Origin of the sequence: Roseovarius sp., assembly GCF_048262375.1 — a bacterium.
In the GTDB taxonomy this organism is placed as follows: domain Bacteria; phylum Pseudomonadota; class Alphaproteobacteria; order Rhodobacterales; family Rhodobacteraceae; genus Roseovarius.
Window position 1 is genome coordinate 34867 of record NZ_JBLXFE010000002.1, and the last position, 14093, is coordinate 48959.

Below are 14093 nucleotides of genomic sequence, written 5' to 3' on the forward strand. Positions count from 1 at the left end.
CGGTCTAGACCCAGCGAAACACCGCCGCGGCATAGATCAGGCAGAGGATCAGCGCATAAGGCTGGTTTGCGCCGACAAACCCGAGCCAGGCCAGATTGAGAAAGGCCGAGCCCAGAAGCGTGATGAAAAGCCGATCGCCGCGCGTGGTCTCGATCCGGAGAATACCGACGCGGGGCGTTTCGGGAAATTTGAGCGCCAGCACCGTGAAGGTGATCAGCAGGCAGGCGATCACTGCGAAGAAGATCGCGGTGGGAAGTGTCCAAGCCATCCAGTCCATGTTTGTCCCTCCCCCTCAGACGCGGCCCAGGGCAAAGCCCTTGGCGATGTAGTTGCGCACGAAATAGATCACGAGTGCCCCCGGCACGATGGTCAGCACCCCGGCGGCGGCCAATACGCCCCAATCCAGACCAGAGGCCGATACGGTGCGGGTCATGGTGGCGGCAATCGGCTTGGCATCGACGCTGGTCAACGTGCGCGACAAGAGCAGTTCCACCCATGAGAACATGAAGCAGAAGAACGCAGCCACGCCCACGCCCGAGGCGATCAGCGGCATGAAAATCTTGATGAAGAACCGCCCAAAGGAATAGCCGTCGATATAGGCGGTCTCGTCGATCTCTTTGGGGACACCGCGCATGAACCCCTCAAGAATCCAGACCGCCAGCGGCACGTTGAAGAGGCAATGCGCCAGCGCCACGGCGATATGCGTATCGAATAGCCCCACGCTTGAATAAAGCTGAAAGAACGGCAGGGCAAAGACCGCAGGCGGGGCCATGCGGTTGGTCAGCAGCCAGAAGAACAAATGCTTGTCGCCCAGAAAATGATACCGCGAAAACGCGTAGGCGGCGGGCAGGGCCACAGCAATCGACAGGACCGTATTCATCACCACATAGATCAGCGAATTGACATAGCCCATATACCAGCTGGCATCGGTGAGGATGGTGGCATAATTCGCCAGCGTCGGATTTTGCGGCCAGAGCGAGAAGATACCAAGGATTTCGTCATTGGTCTTGAAGCTCATGTTGATGAGCCAATAGATCGGCAGCAGCAGGAACACGAGGTAAAGCACCATCACCACATTGACGCGCGGCAGGCTGAGGGTGCGGGCGGCATTGCCAGAGGCTGTGAGATCGGCCATCACTTGCCCTCCCGTTTATCAAGATTGACCATGACGGTGTAGAACACCCACGAGATCAGCAGGATCACGAGGAAATACATGATCGAGAAGGCGGCGGCGGGGCCGAGGTCGAACTGTCCCAGTGCCATTTTCACGAGGTCGATGGAGAGGAAGGTTGTCGCATTGCCCGGACCACCCCCCGTGACCACGAAAGGCTCGGTATAGATCATGAAACTGTCCATGAAGCGCAGGAGAATGGCGATCATCAAAACCCCCATCATCTTGGGCAACTCAATGTAACGGAACACGGCCCAGCGGCTGGCCTGATCAATCTTGGCCGCCTGATAATAGGCATCGGGGATGGATTGCAGCCCGGCATAGGCCAAAAGCGCCACCAGCGAGGTCCAGTGCCAGACATCCATCACGATGACGGTGATCCATGCGGCGGTGATGTCCTGCGTGTAGTTGTAGGAAATACCCAGCGCCTCAAGCGTATGGCCCAGAAGACCGATATCAACGCGGCCAAAGATCTGCCAGATGGTGCCCACCACGTTCCACGGAATGAGCAGCGGCAGCGACATCAGCACAAGGCAGAGCGAGGCCCAAAAGCCGCTCTTGGGCATGTTGAGCGCCACAAAGATGCCCAAAGGAATTTCGATGGCAAGGATGATCGCCGAAAACGCCGCCTGTCGCGCCAGCGCGTCCCACATCCGTTCGGAGCTGAGCATTTCCTCGAACCACTCAAGCCCCGCCCAGAAGAACTGATTGTTGCCGAAGGTGTCCTGCACCGAATAGTTGACCACGGTCATCAGCGGGATCACGGCGGAGAAGGCCACCAGAATGAGGACGGGCAGGACGAGGAACCATGCCTTTTGGTTGACGGTCTTGTCCATCATGCGGCCTCTTGCGCTTGGGATTTGGGGGGGACGCGCCAGTCGTCGGAATAAACGTTGACCGCCGCAGGATCAAAGCTGAGCCGCGTCATGTCGGGCGAAATCGCCGTGCCTTCGGCGGCAATGGCATTAACCTGAACCCCGGCGACCTCGCCGCGGATGATTTTGTGCCGCCCCACATCCTCGATCCGGGTGACGGTCACGGGCAGCCCTTCGGAGCCCGCTGTCAGGCGCACGAATTCGGGCCGCACGCCGATTTGCACCCGACCGGTGGGGCGGGCATAGTCGGCACCAAGCGGGATCTCGACACCCTGAACCACGGCCTTGGTGCCTGTCACTTGCGCGTCGAGCAGGTTCATACCCGGCGAGCCGATGAAATAGCCCACGAATGTATGCTCTGGCCGCTCAAAGAGTTCCTGCGGCGTGCCCATCTGTACGACGCGGCCGTCATGCATCACCACCACCTTATCGGCAAAGGTCAGCGCCTCGGTCTGATCGTGGGTCACATAGATCATTGTATGGCCGAACTCGTGATGCAGCGCCTTGAGCTGGGTCCTGAGTTCCCATTTCATATGCGGGTCGATCACCGTCAGCGGCTCATCAAAGAGAAGCGCGTTGACATCCTCGCGCACCATGCCGCGCCCAAGGCTGATCTTTTGCTTGGCATCCGCCGTCAGCCCGCGCGCCTTGCGGCCCAGCTCTGCCTCCATGCCGATCATGCGGGCGATGGTCTGCACCCGCTCGGCGATATAGGCGGGCTGCGCCCCGCGATTGCGCAGCGGAAAGGCAAGATTGTCGCGCACCGTCATGGTGTCATAGACCACCGGAAACTGGAACACCTGCGCGATATTGCGCGCGGCGGTGGCCTGACCAGTGACATCGTGATCGTTAAAGAGGATGCGGCCCTGCGAGGGATGCAAAAGGCCCGAAATGATGTTGAGCAGCGTGGATTTACCACAGCCCGACGCGCCCAAGAGCGCGTAAGCCTCGCCATCACCCCAGACGTGATTGAGTTCTTTGAGCGCGAAATCGGCCTCGGAGGTCGGGCGGGGCAGGTAACTATGTGCCAGATTATCAAGTGTGATCTTTGCCATTGCTTTTCCCTCAGGCCGCCTGCGCATAGGGCGCGGGGGCAACCAGCGCACCATCCGCCCCGAACACATAGACATGCGCCGGATCAAGATAGACCCGCAGCGCCGCCCCCAGTTTCAGATCGCGCACCCCGTGGACAAGGCCCACCCACCGCTCTCCGTGATGATCGAGATGCACAAAGGTTTCGGACCCGGTGATCTCGGTCACGTTGAGGCGCGTATCAAAGGTCAGCGCCCCGGTAATTTGGGGGTCAAGCTCCAGATGGTTGGGGCGGAATCCCGCCGTATAGGTACCGTCGGCGAGACCCGCCATGCTGCCCAGCGCCGCTGCGGATTGCCCGTCGCCAAAGAGGATGCGGTCGCCGGATTTGGTCACGAACAGAAAATTCATTGGCGGATCGCTGAAAACACGCGCGGTGGTGGCATCGCGCGGCTGGCGGTACACCTGCGGTGTGGGGCCGAATTGCGTCACGCGTCCCTCCCAGAGGGTTGCGGTGTTGCCGCCCAACAAGAGCGCCTCTTCCGGTTCGGTCGTGGCGTAGACAAAGATGCTGCCTGCCGCCTCGAAAATCTTTGGAATTTCCGCGCGCAACTCCTCGCGCAGTTTGTAATCGAGATTGGCCAACGGCTCATCCAGCAGCACAAGCCCCGCCTCTTTGACCAGCGCCCGCGCCAGCGCGCAGCGCTGTTGCTGACCGCCCGACAGTTCCAGCGGCTTGCGCGAGAGCATCGGGGACAATTGCATCAGATCGGCGGTTCTCTTGACCGCCGCATCAATCTCGGCACTCGATTTACCCATCAGGCGCAGCGGTGAGGCGATGTTGTCATAGACGGTCATCGACGGGTAGTTGATAAACTGCTGATAGACCATCGCCACGCGGCGATCCTGCACGCGCATGCCGGTCACGTCCTGCCCGTTCCACAGAATACGGCCCGTCGCAGGTGCATCCAGCCCCGCCATCAGCCGCATGAGCGAGGTTTTCCCCGAGAGCGTCGGCCCCAGAAGCACGTTCATCGTGCCGGCCTCGAGCGTCAGATCGGTCGGGTGAATATGCACCTGTCCGTTCACGCGTTTCGATACCCCCTCCAGTGTCAGCGCCATGCGATCGTTTCCTCCCTCATCCCTCAACAGCCACGGCGGTGGCCCCATTCAGCCCCCGTTCCTGCTGCATCCAATTGTCCAGCGCCGCAATCTGCGCCTCGGTCATTTTCAGCCCCAGACGGGTGCGCCGCCAGACCACATCCGCCGCAACACGGGCGTATTCGTGATCCATCTGCCAGCGCACCTCGGCGGCGGTCAGGGTCGCCCCGAAATCGGGGCCAAGATCGGCGGGCTCTCGCGCCTCGCCCAGAATATCCAGCGCCTCCGTGCCATAGGCGCGCACCAGACGCCGCGCCCAAGCCACCGTGAGAAACGGATAGGCCCGGTGCAGACTCTCGGTCAGCCGGTCAAACCCGTCAACGGGGAAATCGCCCCCCGGCAGCGCAACGCCCGCCGTCCAGTTTGCCCCCGCCTTTGGAAAGAACGGGCGCAGCTTGGCCAGGGCTGCCTCGGCCAGTTTGCGGTAAGTGGTGATCTTGCCGCCAAAGATGTTCAAGAGCGGTGCACCCGGTCCCTCGGCCAGCGTCAGCACATAGTCGCGGGTGGCGGCGGTCGCGGATTTCGCGCCATCGTCATAGAGCGGGCGCACACCAGAGTAGGTCCAGACGATATCGGCCTTGGTCACGGGCGTCTTGAAATATTCACTGGCAAAGCGGCAGAGGTAGTCTGCCTCTTCCGGGGTGCATTCCGGGCGTGTATCCGCCTGCCCATGTTCGGCATCGGTGGTGCCAATCAGGGTAAACTCGCCCTCATAGGGGATGGCAAAGATGATCCGCCCATCGGTGCCCTGAAAGAAATAGCATTTGTCATGATCAAACAGGCGGCGCGTCACGATATGGCTGCCACGCACCAGCCGCACGCCCTCGGTGGAGTTGAGCCGCAGGGTGCTCGAGATCACATCCTTGACCCAAGGCCCGGCAGCATTGACCAGCGCCCGTGCCTGCACCACCTCGACCGTGCCGGTTTCCTGATCCCTGAGCGACACATGCCACAGATCGCCCACCCGTTCAGCCGATTGTACCCGGGTGCGCACCCGAATGCGCGCGCCACGCGCCGCCGCATCGCGGGCATTGAGCACGACAAGACGACTGTCCTCGATCCAACAGTCGGAATATTCATAGGCGCGGGTGAATTTATCCTTGAGCGGGGCCCCTTCGGGCACGTTGCGCAGATCGAGCGTCGCAGTGGCGGGCAGGATTTTTCGCCCCCCGAGGTGATCATAGAGAAATAGCCCCAACCGGATCAGCCACGCTGGCCGGCGGCCTTTCATCCACGGCATGACCAGATTGAGAATGCGCGAAGTGGGCGTTTCGCCCTCGAACCGCATGTCGCGGTGATAGGGCAGCACAAAGCGCATCGGCCAGCTGATATGCGGCATGGCGCGGAGCAGCGTCTCGCGTTCGATCAGCGCCTCGCGCACCAACCGGATTTCGAAATATTCAAGATAGCGCAAGCCGCCATGAAACAGCTTGGTCGAGGCGCTGGAGGTGGCCCAGGCCAGATCGTTCATCTCGGCAAGTTCAACGCGCAGCCCACGGCCCGCCGCATCGCGCGCGATGCCACAGCCGTTGATGCCGCCGCCGATGACGAACAGATCGATCACTGTGCTCTCGCGGTCCTGCGACACGCGCCCCTCCCTCAGCAAGATGAGCGCAAACGAACCACTTTTTCCATCCTCAGGTCAAGAATGAATGTTCGTTTTCTTTCTTTTTATATTACCCTTCTTGATTTCACTGATGAATTTTTCACGTGCCGCACAGCAATGACCGCGTCAGATTGCGTATCGCGCCGAATACCGCGGCAACCGGACAATTCAGGCCATGATTCGAAGCCGTTGCTGCGTTGCGGCGAAAGCCGTGCTTGCAAGCCGGGCCAAAACGAACATAATCGAACCTGCAAACGATCAAGGTTCGCTGATGTCTCAGAGTTTTCGTCAACCCGACATTCTTGAAATCGCCCGCGCCGAGGGCAAAGTCACGGTCGAAGATCTGGCCGAACGCTTTGACGTCACGGTTCAGACCATCCGCCGCGACCTGACGGAACTGGCCAACGCGGGCAAGCTGGAGCGGGTGCACGGCGGGGCGATCCTGCCTTCGGGCGTATCCAACATACTCTATGAGGAACGCCGCCGCCTGAACGAACCCGCCAAAGCCGCAATTGGCCGCGCCTGTGCCGCCGCGATCCCGCATGATGCCTCGGTATTTCTGGATATCGGCACCACGTCCGAGGCGGTGGCGCGCGAATTGATGGATCACCGTAACCTGATGGTTGTCACCAATAACATCAACGTGGCGCAGATCCTCTTGGCCAACAAGGATTGCGAAATTGTCGTTGCGGGGGGCGCGCTCAGGCGGTCTGACAATGGGTTGGTGGGCAATTTGACGGCGCGCACCATTGAAAATTTCAAATTTGATTACACAGTACTGGGCTGTTCCGCGTTGGATGAGGATGGCGACATGCTCGATTTCGACATTCAGGAAGTGGTGGTGGGCCAGACCCTGCTCAATCGCTCACGCGAGGTATTTCTGGTCGCGGATCATTCCAAATTCCAGCGCAGCGCACCGGTGCGGATCGGATCATTGCGCGATGTCGATCAGGTCTTTACCGACCATCCCCTGCCCGCGCCGCTGACCGAGAAATGCGTCGGATGGGGTACGCGGGTGCAGGTGGCGGGAACAACGGGCAAGCGTCAATCCACCTGAAACACCTTATCCCGGCTGGTGTGACCGCGCAGCAGGGTGAGACGCGATTTTGGCACCCCCAATGCCTTGGCCAGTAGTTTTTGGACGGCGGCATTGGCCTTGCCATCCTCGGGAACGGTGGTGACATAGACCCGGAGCGCGCCCTCGTCTTGCACGATACGATTGCGCGCGGCCTTGGGGGTCACGCGCAGGGCAATGGTAGTGCCAGACTGAGCCAGAGTGCGAAGATCGGGGATATCCATGGCACGGGCATACCCGGAAGGCCGCGCCGCTCCAAGAGGATTTGCAGCATAGGGGACTTGACCCCGGGCGCGTGCTTGCCGACATGTGTGGTGCCCCGCATAAGAAAGAGACCGATGCCCCAACCCAATCCCGCCGCCCTTGAGTTCCTTCAGATCCGCCGGTCTCGTCCGGCCAAGACACTGACCCTGCCCGTGCCCGACCGGGCGACCCTGCGGCCCCTGCTGGTTGCCGCCGCCCGCGTGCCCGATCACGGCAAGCTAGAGCCGTGGCGGATGATCGTGCTGGAGCGCGCAGCACTTCTGCGGCTGGCGGAGCTTGTGCCGCAGGCCGGTTCGCGTCTGGGCAAAACGCCCGAGGACATCGCCAAGGCGCAGACGCAATTCGCGGACGCACATCTCGCGGTGGCCGTGATCGAAAGCCCGAAACCCTCTGACAAGATCCCCAAGATCGAACAGACCTATTCAGCAGGCTGCGTCTGTCTGAGCCTGCTCAACGCCGCGCTTGCCGCCGGGTGGGGGGCCAATTGGCTGAGCGGCTGGCCCAGCCATGACCGGGATTTTGCCCAAGGCGCACTCGGGCTGGCTGAGCCTGAGCGTATCGCCGGGTTCATCCATATCGGCACCGAGGGCGCCGCCCCGCCCGAGCGTCCGCGCCCCGATATAGATGCCGTCACCACATGGGTTTCGGAATGATTTTCACCAGCTTCCTCAAAGCTATAGGTCAAATCGGCGATCCACGTTTCCGCAAGGTGCTGTTCTTGGGTGTGGGCCTGACGCTGATGCTGTTGATTGCGGCCTATGCCGGTGTGCTCTGGCTCATTCAGATGACAGTGGGGGAGAGCACGACCCTGCCGCTCATTGGTGAGGTCACATGGGTTGGCGATCTCTTGGGGGCCGGATCATTCCTGTTGATGATCGTTCTATCGGTGTTTTTGATGGTGCCTGTCGCCTCGGCCATTACTTCGATGTTTCTCGATGAGGTGGCACAGGCGGTGGAGGATACGCATTATCCTGACCTGCCCCCGGCCAGCATCGTGCCCTTGGGCGAGGCGTTGCGCGACACTATCAACTTTCTTGGGGTGATCCTTGGCGCGAATATTCTGGCGCTCGTGCTCTACGCGATTTTCACGCCTTTTGCGCTCTTTATCTTCTGGGCGCTGAATGGCTATTTGCTGGGCATGGAGTATTTTCAGCTCGCCGCCATGCGGCGCATCGGGCGCGCCGGGGCCAAGGCGCTACGCCGCAAGCATCGCCTGACGATCTGGGCCGCCGGGGTGCTGATGGCGATGCCGCTCTCGGTGCCGTTGGTGAATCTGCTTATCCCAATCCTGGGGGCTGCGACGTTCACCCATATCTTTCACGCTACTCAGACGCGGCGGGCGGAGCCATCCGGTTGAACATGTCGAGATCACGCACACTGATCACCCCGGAAATGATGGTGCCCCCAATAAGGATCCAGAGCACCACGGCGATGCCAGTGGTGATCCACGCCTTTTTCTTGAGGTGATGATGCTCGGGTGATCCGGCATGGGTGCCGGGCACGATCTGGCCCAGATCCCCCTGAGTCTGAATACGGATCGGCAGCACAACAAAGAACGTCATGAACCAGATCACGGCAAAGAGCACGATGCCAGAGGTGATCCCCATCAGACCTGCTCCAGTTCCACGAGACAGCCATTGAAATCCTTGGGGTGCAGGAACAGCACCGGCTTGCCATGCGCTCCGATCTTGGGCTCGCCGCTGCCCAGAACCCGCGCACCGGTGGATTTCAGGTGATCGCGAGCGGCAATGATGTCTTCGACCTCATAGCAGATATGATGAATCCCGCCCGAGGGGTTCTTGTCCAGAAATCCCTGGATTGGGCTGTTTTCACCCAAGGGATAGAGCAGTTCTATCTTGGTATTGGGCAGTTCGATGAAGATCACAGTGACGCCGTGATCCGGCTCGTCCTGCGGCGCGCCGACCGAAGCGCCGAGCGCATGGCGATACTGGTCGGCGGCGGCGCTCAGGTCCGGCACGGCGATGGCGACATGATTGAGACGTCCGATCATGGGGCAATCCTTTTGCATGAATTCACCCTGTTATGGGGATGATCGCGGGAACTGACAAGCGACAGGGGGACGCAACCCGCTTATTAACCTTGCGTTCACCACAACCGGGCCATGCTGCGTTTCGTATCTTCACAAAGGATCAGCCCGATGACCGATCTTGACATCCCCGCGCCACAGCGCGCGCCCAACACCCAACGCCCGCTTTTGGGCATGACCGTGCTGGCGGTCGAGGATAGCCGCTATGCCTCTGAGGCGTTGCGCCTGATGTGCCTGCGCAGCGGAGCGCGGATCCGGCGCGCCGATTGCCTGCGCTCTGCGCGGCGGCATTTGCAGGTTTACAGACCTTCGGCGGTGATCATCGACCTTGGCCTGCCCGATGGGCGCGGCGAAGAGTTGATTGCCGAACTTGATCGCGCCATTCCCCGGGTCGGCGTGATTCTCGCGACCAGCGGCGAGGCGGGGGCAGAGCTGCGCGCACGCAACGCCGGGGCCGATGGCCTGCTGCTCAAGCCGGTTGCAAGCCTCGGGGTGTTTCAACAAGAGGTGCTGCGGCATGTCCCCGCCGACCGCCGACCGATCGGGCCCTATGTGGTGCAGGATGAGCAGATTCATCCCGATCCATTGGCCTATCGCGACGATCTGGAGCATGTGCAAAACCTGCTCAGCCCAGATCACTCGCCCGACGTTCTGACCTACGCCGCGCAGTTTCTTGCAGGCGTGGCGCGGGCGGCGCAGGACAGCGTTCTGTCCGAGGCGGCGATGGGGTTGATCGGGCATGGCCCCGAGGCGGGCATCGCGCGGGTCAATAGGTTGATCGCGGCGCGGCTGGCGTCACAGGCGGCGATATAGCGGGCGCGGCACTGCTTTGCTTTGCCGCGCCCCGCCGCTAAATAGCATGGCATGTGCGCCCTGCCCGCCCCTCTTGCAACGTGGTTTTCTGCCCGAGACTGGCAGATGCACCCGCACCAATCGGACATGCTGACGCGCGCCGACGATCCCGCAACCCTGCTGATTGCCCCCACGGGCGGGGGTAAGACGCTGGCAGGATTTCTGCCAACGCTGGCCGATCTGGCCACGCGCGATCATGCCGGGCTGCACACACTCTATATCTCGCCCTTGAAGGCGCTGGCCGCCGATATCCGGCGCAACCTGACCACACCTGTCACGGAAATGCGCCTGCCCATCCGCATTGAGGACCGCACCGGCGACACCTCGTCCCATACCAAGCGCCGCCAACGTGCCGATCCGCCGCACATCCTGCTGACCACACCCGAGAGCCTCGCGCTGCTTACCTCTTACGAGGATGCGCCGCGCGTTTTCGCAGGGCTGAAACGGGTGGTGATCGACGAGGTGCACGCCTTGGCCGAGAGCAAGCGTGGCGATCAGCTTATGCTGGCGCTGACCCGGCTTCAGGCACTCTGCCCCGACCTGCGGCGCGTAGGCCTGTCGGCCACGGTCGAAGACCCGCCTGCCCTTGCGCGCTATATGGCGCACGGGTCGTCCGCTTGTGCGATCCTCATGGCCGATCCGGGGCCAGAGCCCGACATCGCCATGCTTGAGACCGCAGAACCGCCACCATGGGCCGGAGGCGGGGCCGCCCATGCGATCCCCGCTGTGCTGGAGCAGATCAAGCAGCACCGAACCACGCTCATTTTTCACAACACCCGCGCGCAGGCCGAGATTTTCTTTCACAACCTCTGGCTTGCCAATGACGACGCCCTGCCCATTGGCATCCATCACGGCAGCCTCGACCGCGCGCAGCGCGAGCGGGTCGAGGCGGCGATGGTGCGCGGCGAGCTGCGTGCCGTGGTCTGCACCGGCAGCCTCGATCTGGGGCTTGATTGGGGCGATGTTGATCTGGTTATTCAGGTGGGCGCGCCCAAGAACGTCAAGCGCCTTGTGCAACGGATCGGGCGGGCCAATCACCGCTACAATGCACCCTCCAAGGCGCTGCTGGTGCCAGCCAACCGCTTTGAGGTGGTGGAATGCCGCGCCGCACTTGAGGCCGTGCACGCCCGCGATCTGGACGGAGAGACGCGGGGACCGGGGCCGCGCGACGTGCTCTGCCAGCATATCCTGATCCGCGCCTGCGCGGGCCCCTTTGACGCAGAGGCCCTCTTTGCCGAAGTCGTTGGCGCGGGGGCCTATGCCGGTCTCAGACGGGCCGAGTTCGACGCCTGTCTCGATTTCTGCGCCACCGGCGGCTATGCGCTCAGAGCCTATGATCGATGGCAGCGCCTGCAACGGCGGGGCGACGGGCTCTGGCAGTTGCGCGACCCAAGAGCGGCGCGGCTGATCCGGATGAATATCGGCACCATTCAGGATACCGATACGCTCAAGGTGCGAATGCGCCGGGCGCGCGGCGGCAAACCGCTGGGTGAGATCGAAGAGGGTTTTGCCGCCACGCTGACCCCCGGCGATACATTTCTGATCGGCGGACAGATCGTGCGCTTTGAATCCTTGCGCGACATGGTGGTTGAGGTCAGCCGCGACCCCGGTCGCAAGCCCAAAATCGCAACCTATATGGGCACCAAATTCGCCACCTCGACCGAGCTCTCTGAACGTATCCTGCGGATGCTGGCCGCATCCGACTGGCCCGAATTGCCGGGTCCGGTGCGCGACTGGCTGCATCTGCAACGGCAGGTATCGCAGATGCCCGAAGCCGACAGCCTGCTGGTCGAAAGCTTTGCCCATGAGGGGCGCGAACATCTGTGCATTTACGGCTTTGCCGGGCGCAACGCGATGCAGACCCTTGGCCTGTTGGTGACCAAGCGGATGGAGGAAACCGGCCTTGCGCCACTGGGGTTCGTGGCCACGGATTATGCCACGCTGATCTGGGGGCTGGAGCCGGTGACCGATGCCGCGCCGCTCTTTGCACCCGATGCGTTGCGCGCAGGGCTTGAAAGCTGGCTCATGTCCAACGCGGTGATGAAACGCACCTTTCGCGCCTCGGCCACGATTTCCGGGCTCATTCAACGCAACAGCCCCGGCGCACGCAAGAGCGGGCGACAGGCCACACTCTCTTCGGACATTCTTTACGACACGCTGGTGAAATACGATCCCGGTCACCTGCTCCTCGACATCACTCGACAAGAAGCAATGCGCGGTTTGGTGGATTTTGGCCGGATCGACGAGATGCTGGCGCGTAACGCCGGGCGGATTACCTTGCGGCGTCTGCCCCGCGTCAGCCCACTTGCGGCCCCTCTGTTTCTGGAGGTGGGGCGGATGCCGGTTGAGGGGGCAGCCCAAGAGCGGCTCTTGGCCGAAGAAAGCGCGCGTCTTTTGGCGGCGGCGGGCCTTGCCCCTATGCGCGGAATAGCGCGGACAGACGGTTAAGCCCGCCCTTGCCATTTCGCGCGTCAAAGGCCACCAATGCGACATGGATGGATATGGTTTCACCCTTGCCGGCGCGACGTTGACGGCCCTTCCCTCGGGTGCGCTTTATTGGGAGGCGCGCAATCTGTTGTGTGTTTCCGACATGCATCTGGGCAAGGCGCTGCGGCGGGCCCGGCTGGGTGAGCCGCCTTTGCCCCCCTACGAGACACGCGACACCCTCACGCGATTGGAAAGCGATCTGCGCCGGACCGGGGCCGCGACGGTCATCTGCCTTGGTGACAGCTTCGACGACAGCGCCGCAGCAACCGCCCTCCCCGATGCTGAAAAGCTCTGGATTGCCAAATTGCAGGCCGGACGCCGCTGGATCTGGATCGAGGGCAATCACGATCCCGGCCCGGTCGATTTGGGGGGCGCGCATATGGCCGAACTGCCAGTGCCGCCGCTGTGCTTTCGCCATATCGCGCGGGCCGGACAGAGCGGCGAAATCTCGGGGCATTACCATCCCAAAGTGCGACTCGCGCTCAAGGGTCACAGCCTGAGCCGACCGGCCTTTCTGATCGACAGCGATCGGGTGATCCTGCCCGCCTTTGGCACCTATACCGGCGGGCTGTGGTCGGATGATCCCATCCTCACTGGTTTGATGCGTGCAGAGGCGCTTGGGGTACTCACTGGGGCGATAACGCATGCCGTGCCGATGCCGCGCGGGGTGCGCGCCCCTCAACAATCCTGAGCAGATGTTTCGAAATGATCGCTCAACCCGGAATTTTCTAGATTTGAGCGGTATTTTCGGCTGACCGGGATACGGCCCCCGTTCTTGAGCACGACGAACATCTTGCCACCGCTTTCACGTTCGATCCCCGCGATGGCGGCAAAGGCAACCCAATGCGACCTGTGCGTGCAGAGCCCCTTGACCGGTTCCATTTCAGCGATCGCATCCGTTAATCGCAAACGCAGAATTTCGACACCTGCACTGGTCGCCACCTCAACGGAATGGTTTTTTGCGGACAGGCAATAAATTTCCGTAGACGGCGGACAGGACAGGCGCCGGTGAAGCCGGGTTCGCTCCTCTGCCTCGGGTTCGGGTGCTGTCCAGTATCCGACCGGCCCCTCTGCCCCGATTTGACGCCGCACGACGAAAACACCACCAGTGATGAGCGCCGTGTGCAGGGTAATCCTGCCTAAGCTGAGCATCTCATGGCCCAGAACCGGGTCCATCCAGCCGCGCAAAACCCAGATCATAGGCCCGAGCAAGACCCCGACGAACAGACTCGCCCCAAGATCGAACAGGATCGGGTGGCGCGTCCCGAAAACCGCCCGCATCACCGCGCGTGCGGAAAATCCGATCACAAACCCGCCCGAGATAACCGCAGCCCAATAGGCCGAGCGTATCGGTACACTCATGGTATCATAGCTGCCAAACGGTCCCGCCAGCACCGCCACACCCAACACGGCGGCCCACACACAGAACGTAACACGCAAACGCAAGATGGAAAACGTTTCCACGAAATGCATTCGCAGGTCAGACCAGTTCAACTTTCCACCCTTGTCCGTTCCCATTTCAT

16 protein-coding genes are annotated in these 14093 nt (G+C 61.7%); 6 read left to right on the forward strand and 10 right to left on the reverse strand.

The genetic code is table 11. The features are described from left to right. Window positions 1–4: 4 nt before the first annotated feature. From ACN0SW_RS02685 to glpD, 6 genes are read right to left on the reverse strand one after another with little or no spacing between them, the layout of a single operon-like run. Complete coding sequence (locus ACN0SW_RS02685; RefSeq protein ID WP_417726356.1) at window positions 5–277, reverse strand: DUF2160 domain-containing protein; 273 nt, start codon at window positions 275–277, stop codon at window positions 5–7. A 15-nt stretch (window positions 278–292) separates the two neighbouring features. Continuing rightward, the gene (locus ACN0SW_RS02690; RefSeq protein WP_417726357.1) at window positions 293–1135 is read right to left on the reverse strand and encodes a carbohydrate ABC transporter permease; all 843 of its coding nucleotides are present in this window, start codon (window positions 1133–1135) and stop codon (window positions 293–295) included. Then, window positions 1135–2007, reverse strand: a complete 873-nt coding sequence (locus tag ACN0SW_RS02695; RefSeq protein ID WP_417726654.1) for a carbohydrate ABC transporter permease — start codon at window positions 2005–2007, stop codon at window positions 1135–1137. Before ACN0SW_RS02695 ends, ACN0SW_RS02690 begins: the two co-directional genes overlap by 1 nt. Continuing rightward, on the reverse strand, window positions 2007–3101 hold the full coding sequence (locus tag ACN0SW_RS02700; protein WP_417726358.1) for an ABC transporter ATP-binding protein: 1095 nt from the start codon (window positions 3099–3101) through the stop codon (window positions 2007–2009). The genes ACN0SW_RS02695 and ACN0SW_RS02700 overlap by 1 nt, the downstream gene beginning before the upstream one ends. A gap of 10 nt (window positions 3102–3111) precedes the next feature. Next, on the reverse strand, window positions 3112–4200 hold the full coding sequence (locus ACN0SW_RS02705; RefSeq protein WP_417726359.1) for an ABC transporter ATP-binding protein: 1089 nt from the start codon (window positions 4198–4200) through the stop codon (window positions 3112–3114). Between the two features lie 16 nt (window positions 4201–4216). After that, window positions 4217–5827, reverse strand: a complete 1611-nt coding sequence (glpD, locus tag ACN0SW_RS02710) for a glycerol-3-phosphate dehydrogenase (RefSeq protein ID WP_417726360.1) — start codon at window positions 5825–5827, stop codon at window positions 4217–4219. Window positions 5828–6116: 289 nt separating this feature from the next. Here glpD and ACN0SW_RS02715 point away from each other — a divergent pair, with 289 nt between their 5' ends. Beyond that, window positions 6117–6902, forward strand: coding sequence for a DeoR/GlpR family DNA-binding transcription regulator (locus tag ACN0SW_RS02715; protein WP_417726361.1), 786 nt, complete (start codon window positions 6117–6119; stop codon window positions 6900–6902). Here ACN0SW_RS02715 and ACN0SW_RS02720 read toward each other — a convergent pair. Then, window positions 6890–7144 (reverse strand): DUF167 domain-containing protein, encoded by a 255-nt coding sequence (locus ACN0SW_RS02720; protein ID WP_417726362.1) that lies wholly within the window; start codon window positions 7142–7144, stop codon window positions 6890–6892. The two genes, ACN0SW_RS02715 and ACN0SW_RS02720, sit on opposite strands and share 13 nt — an antisense overlap. A 114-nt stretch (window positions 7145–7258) precedes the next feature. Between ACN0SW_RS02720 and ACN0SW_RS02725 the strand changes: the two genes are divergently transcribed. Both ACN0SW_RS02725 and ACN0SW_RS02730 read left to right on the forward strand, forming a co-directional pair. Further along, window positions 7259–7837: a nitroreductase gene (locus tag ACN0SW_RS02725; protein WP_417726363.1), complete on the forward strand. Its 579-nt coding sequence runs from the start codon at window positions 7259–7261 to the stop codon at window positions 7835–7837. Beyond that, window positions 7834–8541 (forward strand): EI24 domain-containing protein, encoded by a 708-nt coding sequence (locus tag ACN0SW_RS02730; RefSeq protein WP_417726364.1) that lies wholly within the window; start codon window positions 7834–7836, stop codon window positions 8539–8541. The genes ACN0SW_RS02725 and ACN0SW_RS02730 overlap by 4 nt, the downstream gene beginning before the upstream one ends. Here the strand turns inward: ACN0SW_RS02730 and ACN0SW_RS02735 are convergent. Further along, entirely contained in the window at window positions 8507–8791 is a 285-nt protein-coding gene (locus ACN0SW_RS02735) for a DUF1467 family protein (RefSeq protein WP_417726365.1), read from the reverse strand. The two genes, ACN0SW_RS02730 and ACN0SW_RS02735, sit on opposite strands and share 35 nt — an antisense overlap. Continuing rightward, window positions 8791–9195 (reverse strand): methylmalonyl-CoA epimerase, encoded by a 405-nt coding sequence (gene mce, locus ACN0SW_RS02740; RefSeq protein WP_417726366.1) that lies wholly within the window; start codon window positions 9193–9195, stop codon window positions 8791–8793. The genes ACN0SW_RS02735 and mce overlap by 1 nt, the downstream gene beginning before the upstream one ends. Before the next feature lie 147 nt (window positions 9196–9342). Between mce and ACN0SW_RS02745 the strand changes: the two genes are divergently transcribed. Genes ACN0SW_RS02745 through pdeM form a run of 3 tightly spaced genes read left to right on the forward strand, consistent with a single transcriptional unit; the run spans window position 9343 to window position 13261 of the window. Further along, entirely contained in the window at window positions 9343–10044 is a 702-nt protein-coding gene (locus ACN0SW_RS02745; RefSeq protein WP_417726367.1) for a response regulator, read from the forward strand. A 51-nt stretch (window positions 10045–10095) separates the two neighbouring features. Next, window positions 10096–12531, forward strand: coding sequence for a ligase-associated DNA damage response DEXH box helicase (locus ACN0SW_RS02750; protein ID WP_417726368.1), 2436 nt, complete (start codon window positions 10096–10098; stop codon window positions 12529–12531). A gap of 43 nt (window positions 12532–12574) precedes the next feature. Then, window positions 12575–13261, forward strand: a complete 687-nt coding sequence (gene pdeM, locus ACN0SW_RS02755) for a ligase-associated DNA damage response endonuclease PdeM (protein WP_417726369.1) — start codon at window positions 12575–12577, stop codon at window positions 13259–13261. On the opposite strand, the gene ACN0SW_RS02760 is transcribed toward pdeM, so the two are convergent. Next, on the reverse strand, window positions 13249–14064 hold the full coding sequence (locus ACN0SW_RS02760) for a LytTR family DNA-binding domain-containing protein (protein ID WP_417726370.1): 816 nt from the start codon (window positions 14062–14064) through the stop codon (window positions 13249–13251). The two genes, pdeM and ACN0SW_RS02760, sit on opposite strands and share 13 nt — an antisense overlap. Between the last annotated feature and the right edge of the window lie 29 nt (window positions 14065–14093).

Bases quoted from the DNA above. Each gene is read 5' to 3' on its own strand.
- ACN0SW_RS02745 (WP_417726367.1), top strand. From the start codon at position 9,343: ATGACCGATCTTGACATCCCCGCGCCACAGCGCGCGCCCAACACCCAA.
- ACN0SW_RS02730 (WP_417726364.1), top strand. From the start codon at position 7,834: ATGATTTTCACCAGCTTCCTCAAAGCTATAGGTCAAATCGGCGATCCA.
- ACN0SW_RS02690 (WP_417726357.1), bottom strand. From the start codon at position 1,135: ATGGCCGATCTCACAGCCTCTGGCAATGCCGCCCGCACCCTCAGCCTG.
- ACN0SW_RS02685 (WP_417726356.1), bottom strand. From the start codon at position 277: ATGGACTGGATGGCTTGGACACTTCCCACCGCGATCTTCTTCGCAGTG.
- ACN0SW_RS02725 (WP_417726363.1), top strand. From the start codon at position 7,259: ATGCCCCAACCCAATCCCGCCGCCCTTGAGTTCCTTCAGATCCGCCGG.
- ACN0SW_RS02700 (WP_417726358.1), bottom strand. From the start codon at position 3,101: ATGGCAAAGATCACACTTGATAATCTGGCACATAGTTACCTGCCCCGC.
- ACN0SW_RS02715 (WP_417726361.1), top strand. From the start codon at position 6,117: ATGTCTCAGAGTTTTCGTCAACCCGACATTCTTGAAATCGCCCGCGCC.
- ACN0SW_RS02695 (WP_417726654.1), bottom strand. From the start codon at position 2,007: ATGGACAAGACCGTCAACCAAAAGGCATGGTTCCTCGTCCTGCCCGTC.
- pdeM (WP_417726369.1), top strand. From the start codon at position 12,575: ATGGATGGATATGGTTTCACCCTTGCCGGCGCGACGTTGACGGCCCTT.
- ACN0SW_RS02705 (WP_417726359.1), bottom strand. From the start codon at position 4,200: ATGGCGCTGACACTGGAGGGGGTATCGAAACGCGTGAACGGACAGGTG.
- ACN0SW_RS02735 (WP_417726365.1), bottom strand. From the start codon at position 8,791: ATGGGGATCACCTCTGGCATCGTGCTCTTTGCCGTGATCTGGTTCATG.
- ACN0SW_RS02720 (WP_417726362.1), bottom strand. From the start codon at position 7,144: ATGGATATCCCCGATCTTCGCACTCTGGCTCAGTCTGGCACTACCATT.
- ACN0SW_RS02750 (WP_417726368.1), top strand. From the start codon at position 10,096: ATGTGCGCCCTGCCCGCCCCTCTTGCAACGTGGTTTTCTGCCCGAGAC.
- mce (WP_417726366.1), bottom strand. From the start codon at position 9,195: ATGATCGGACGTCTCAATCATGTCGCCATCGCCGTGCCGGACCTGAGC.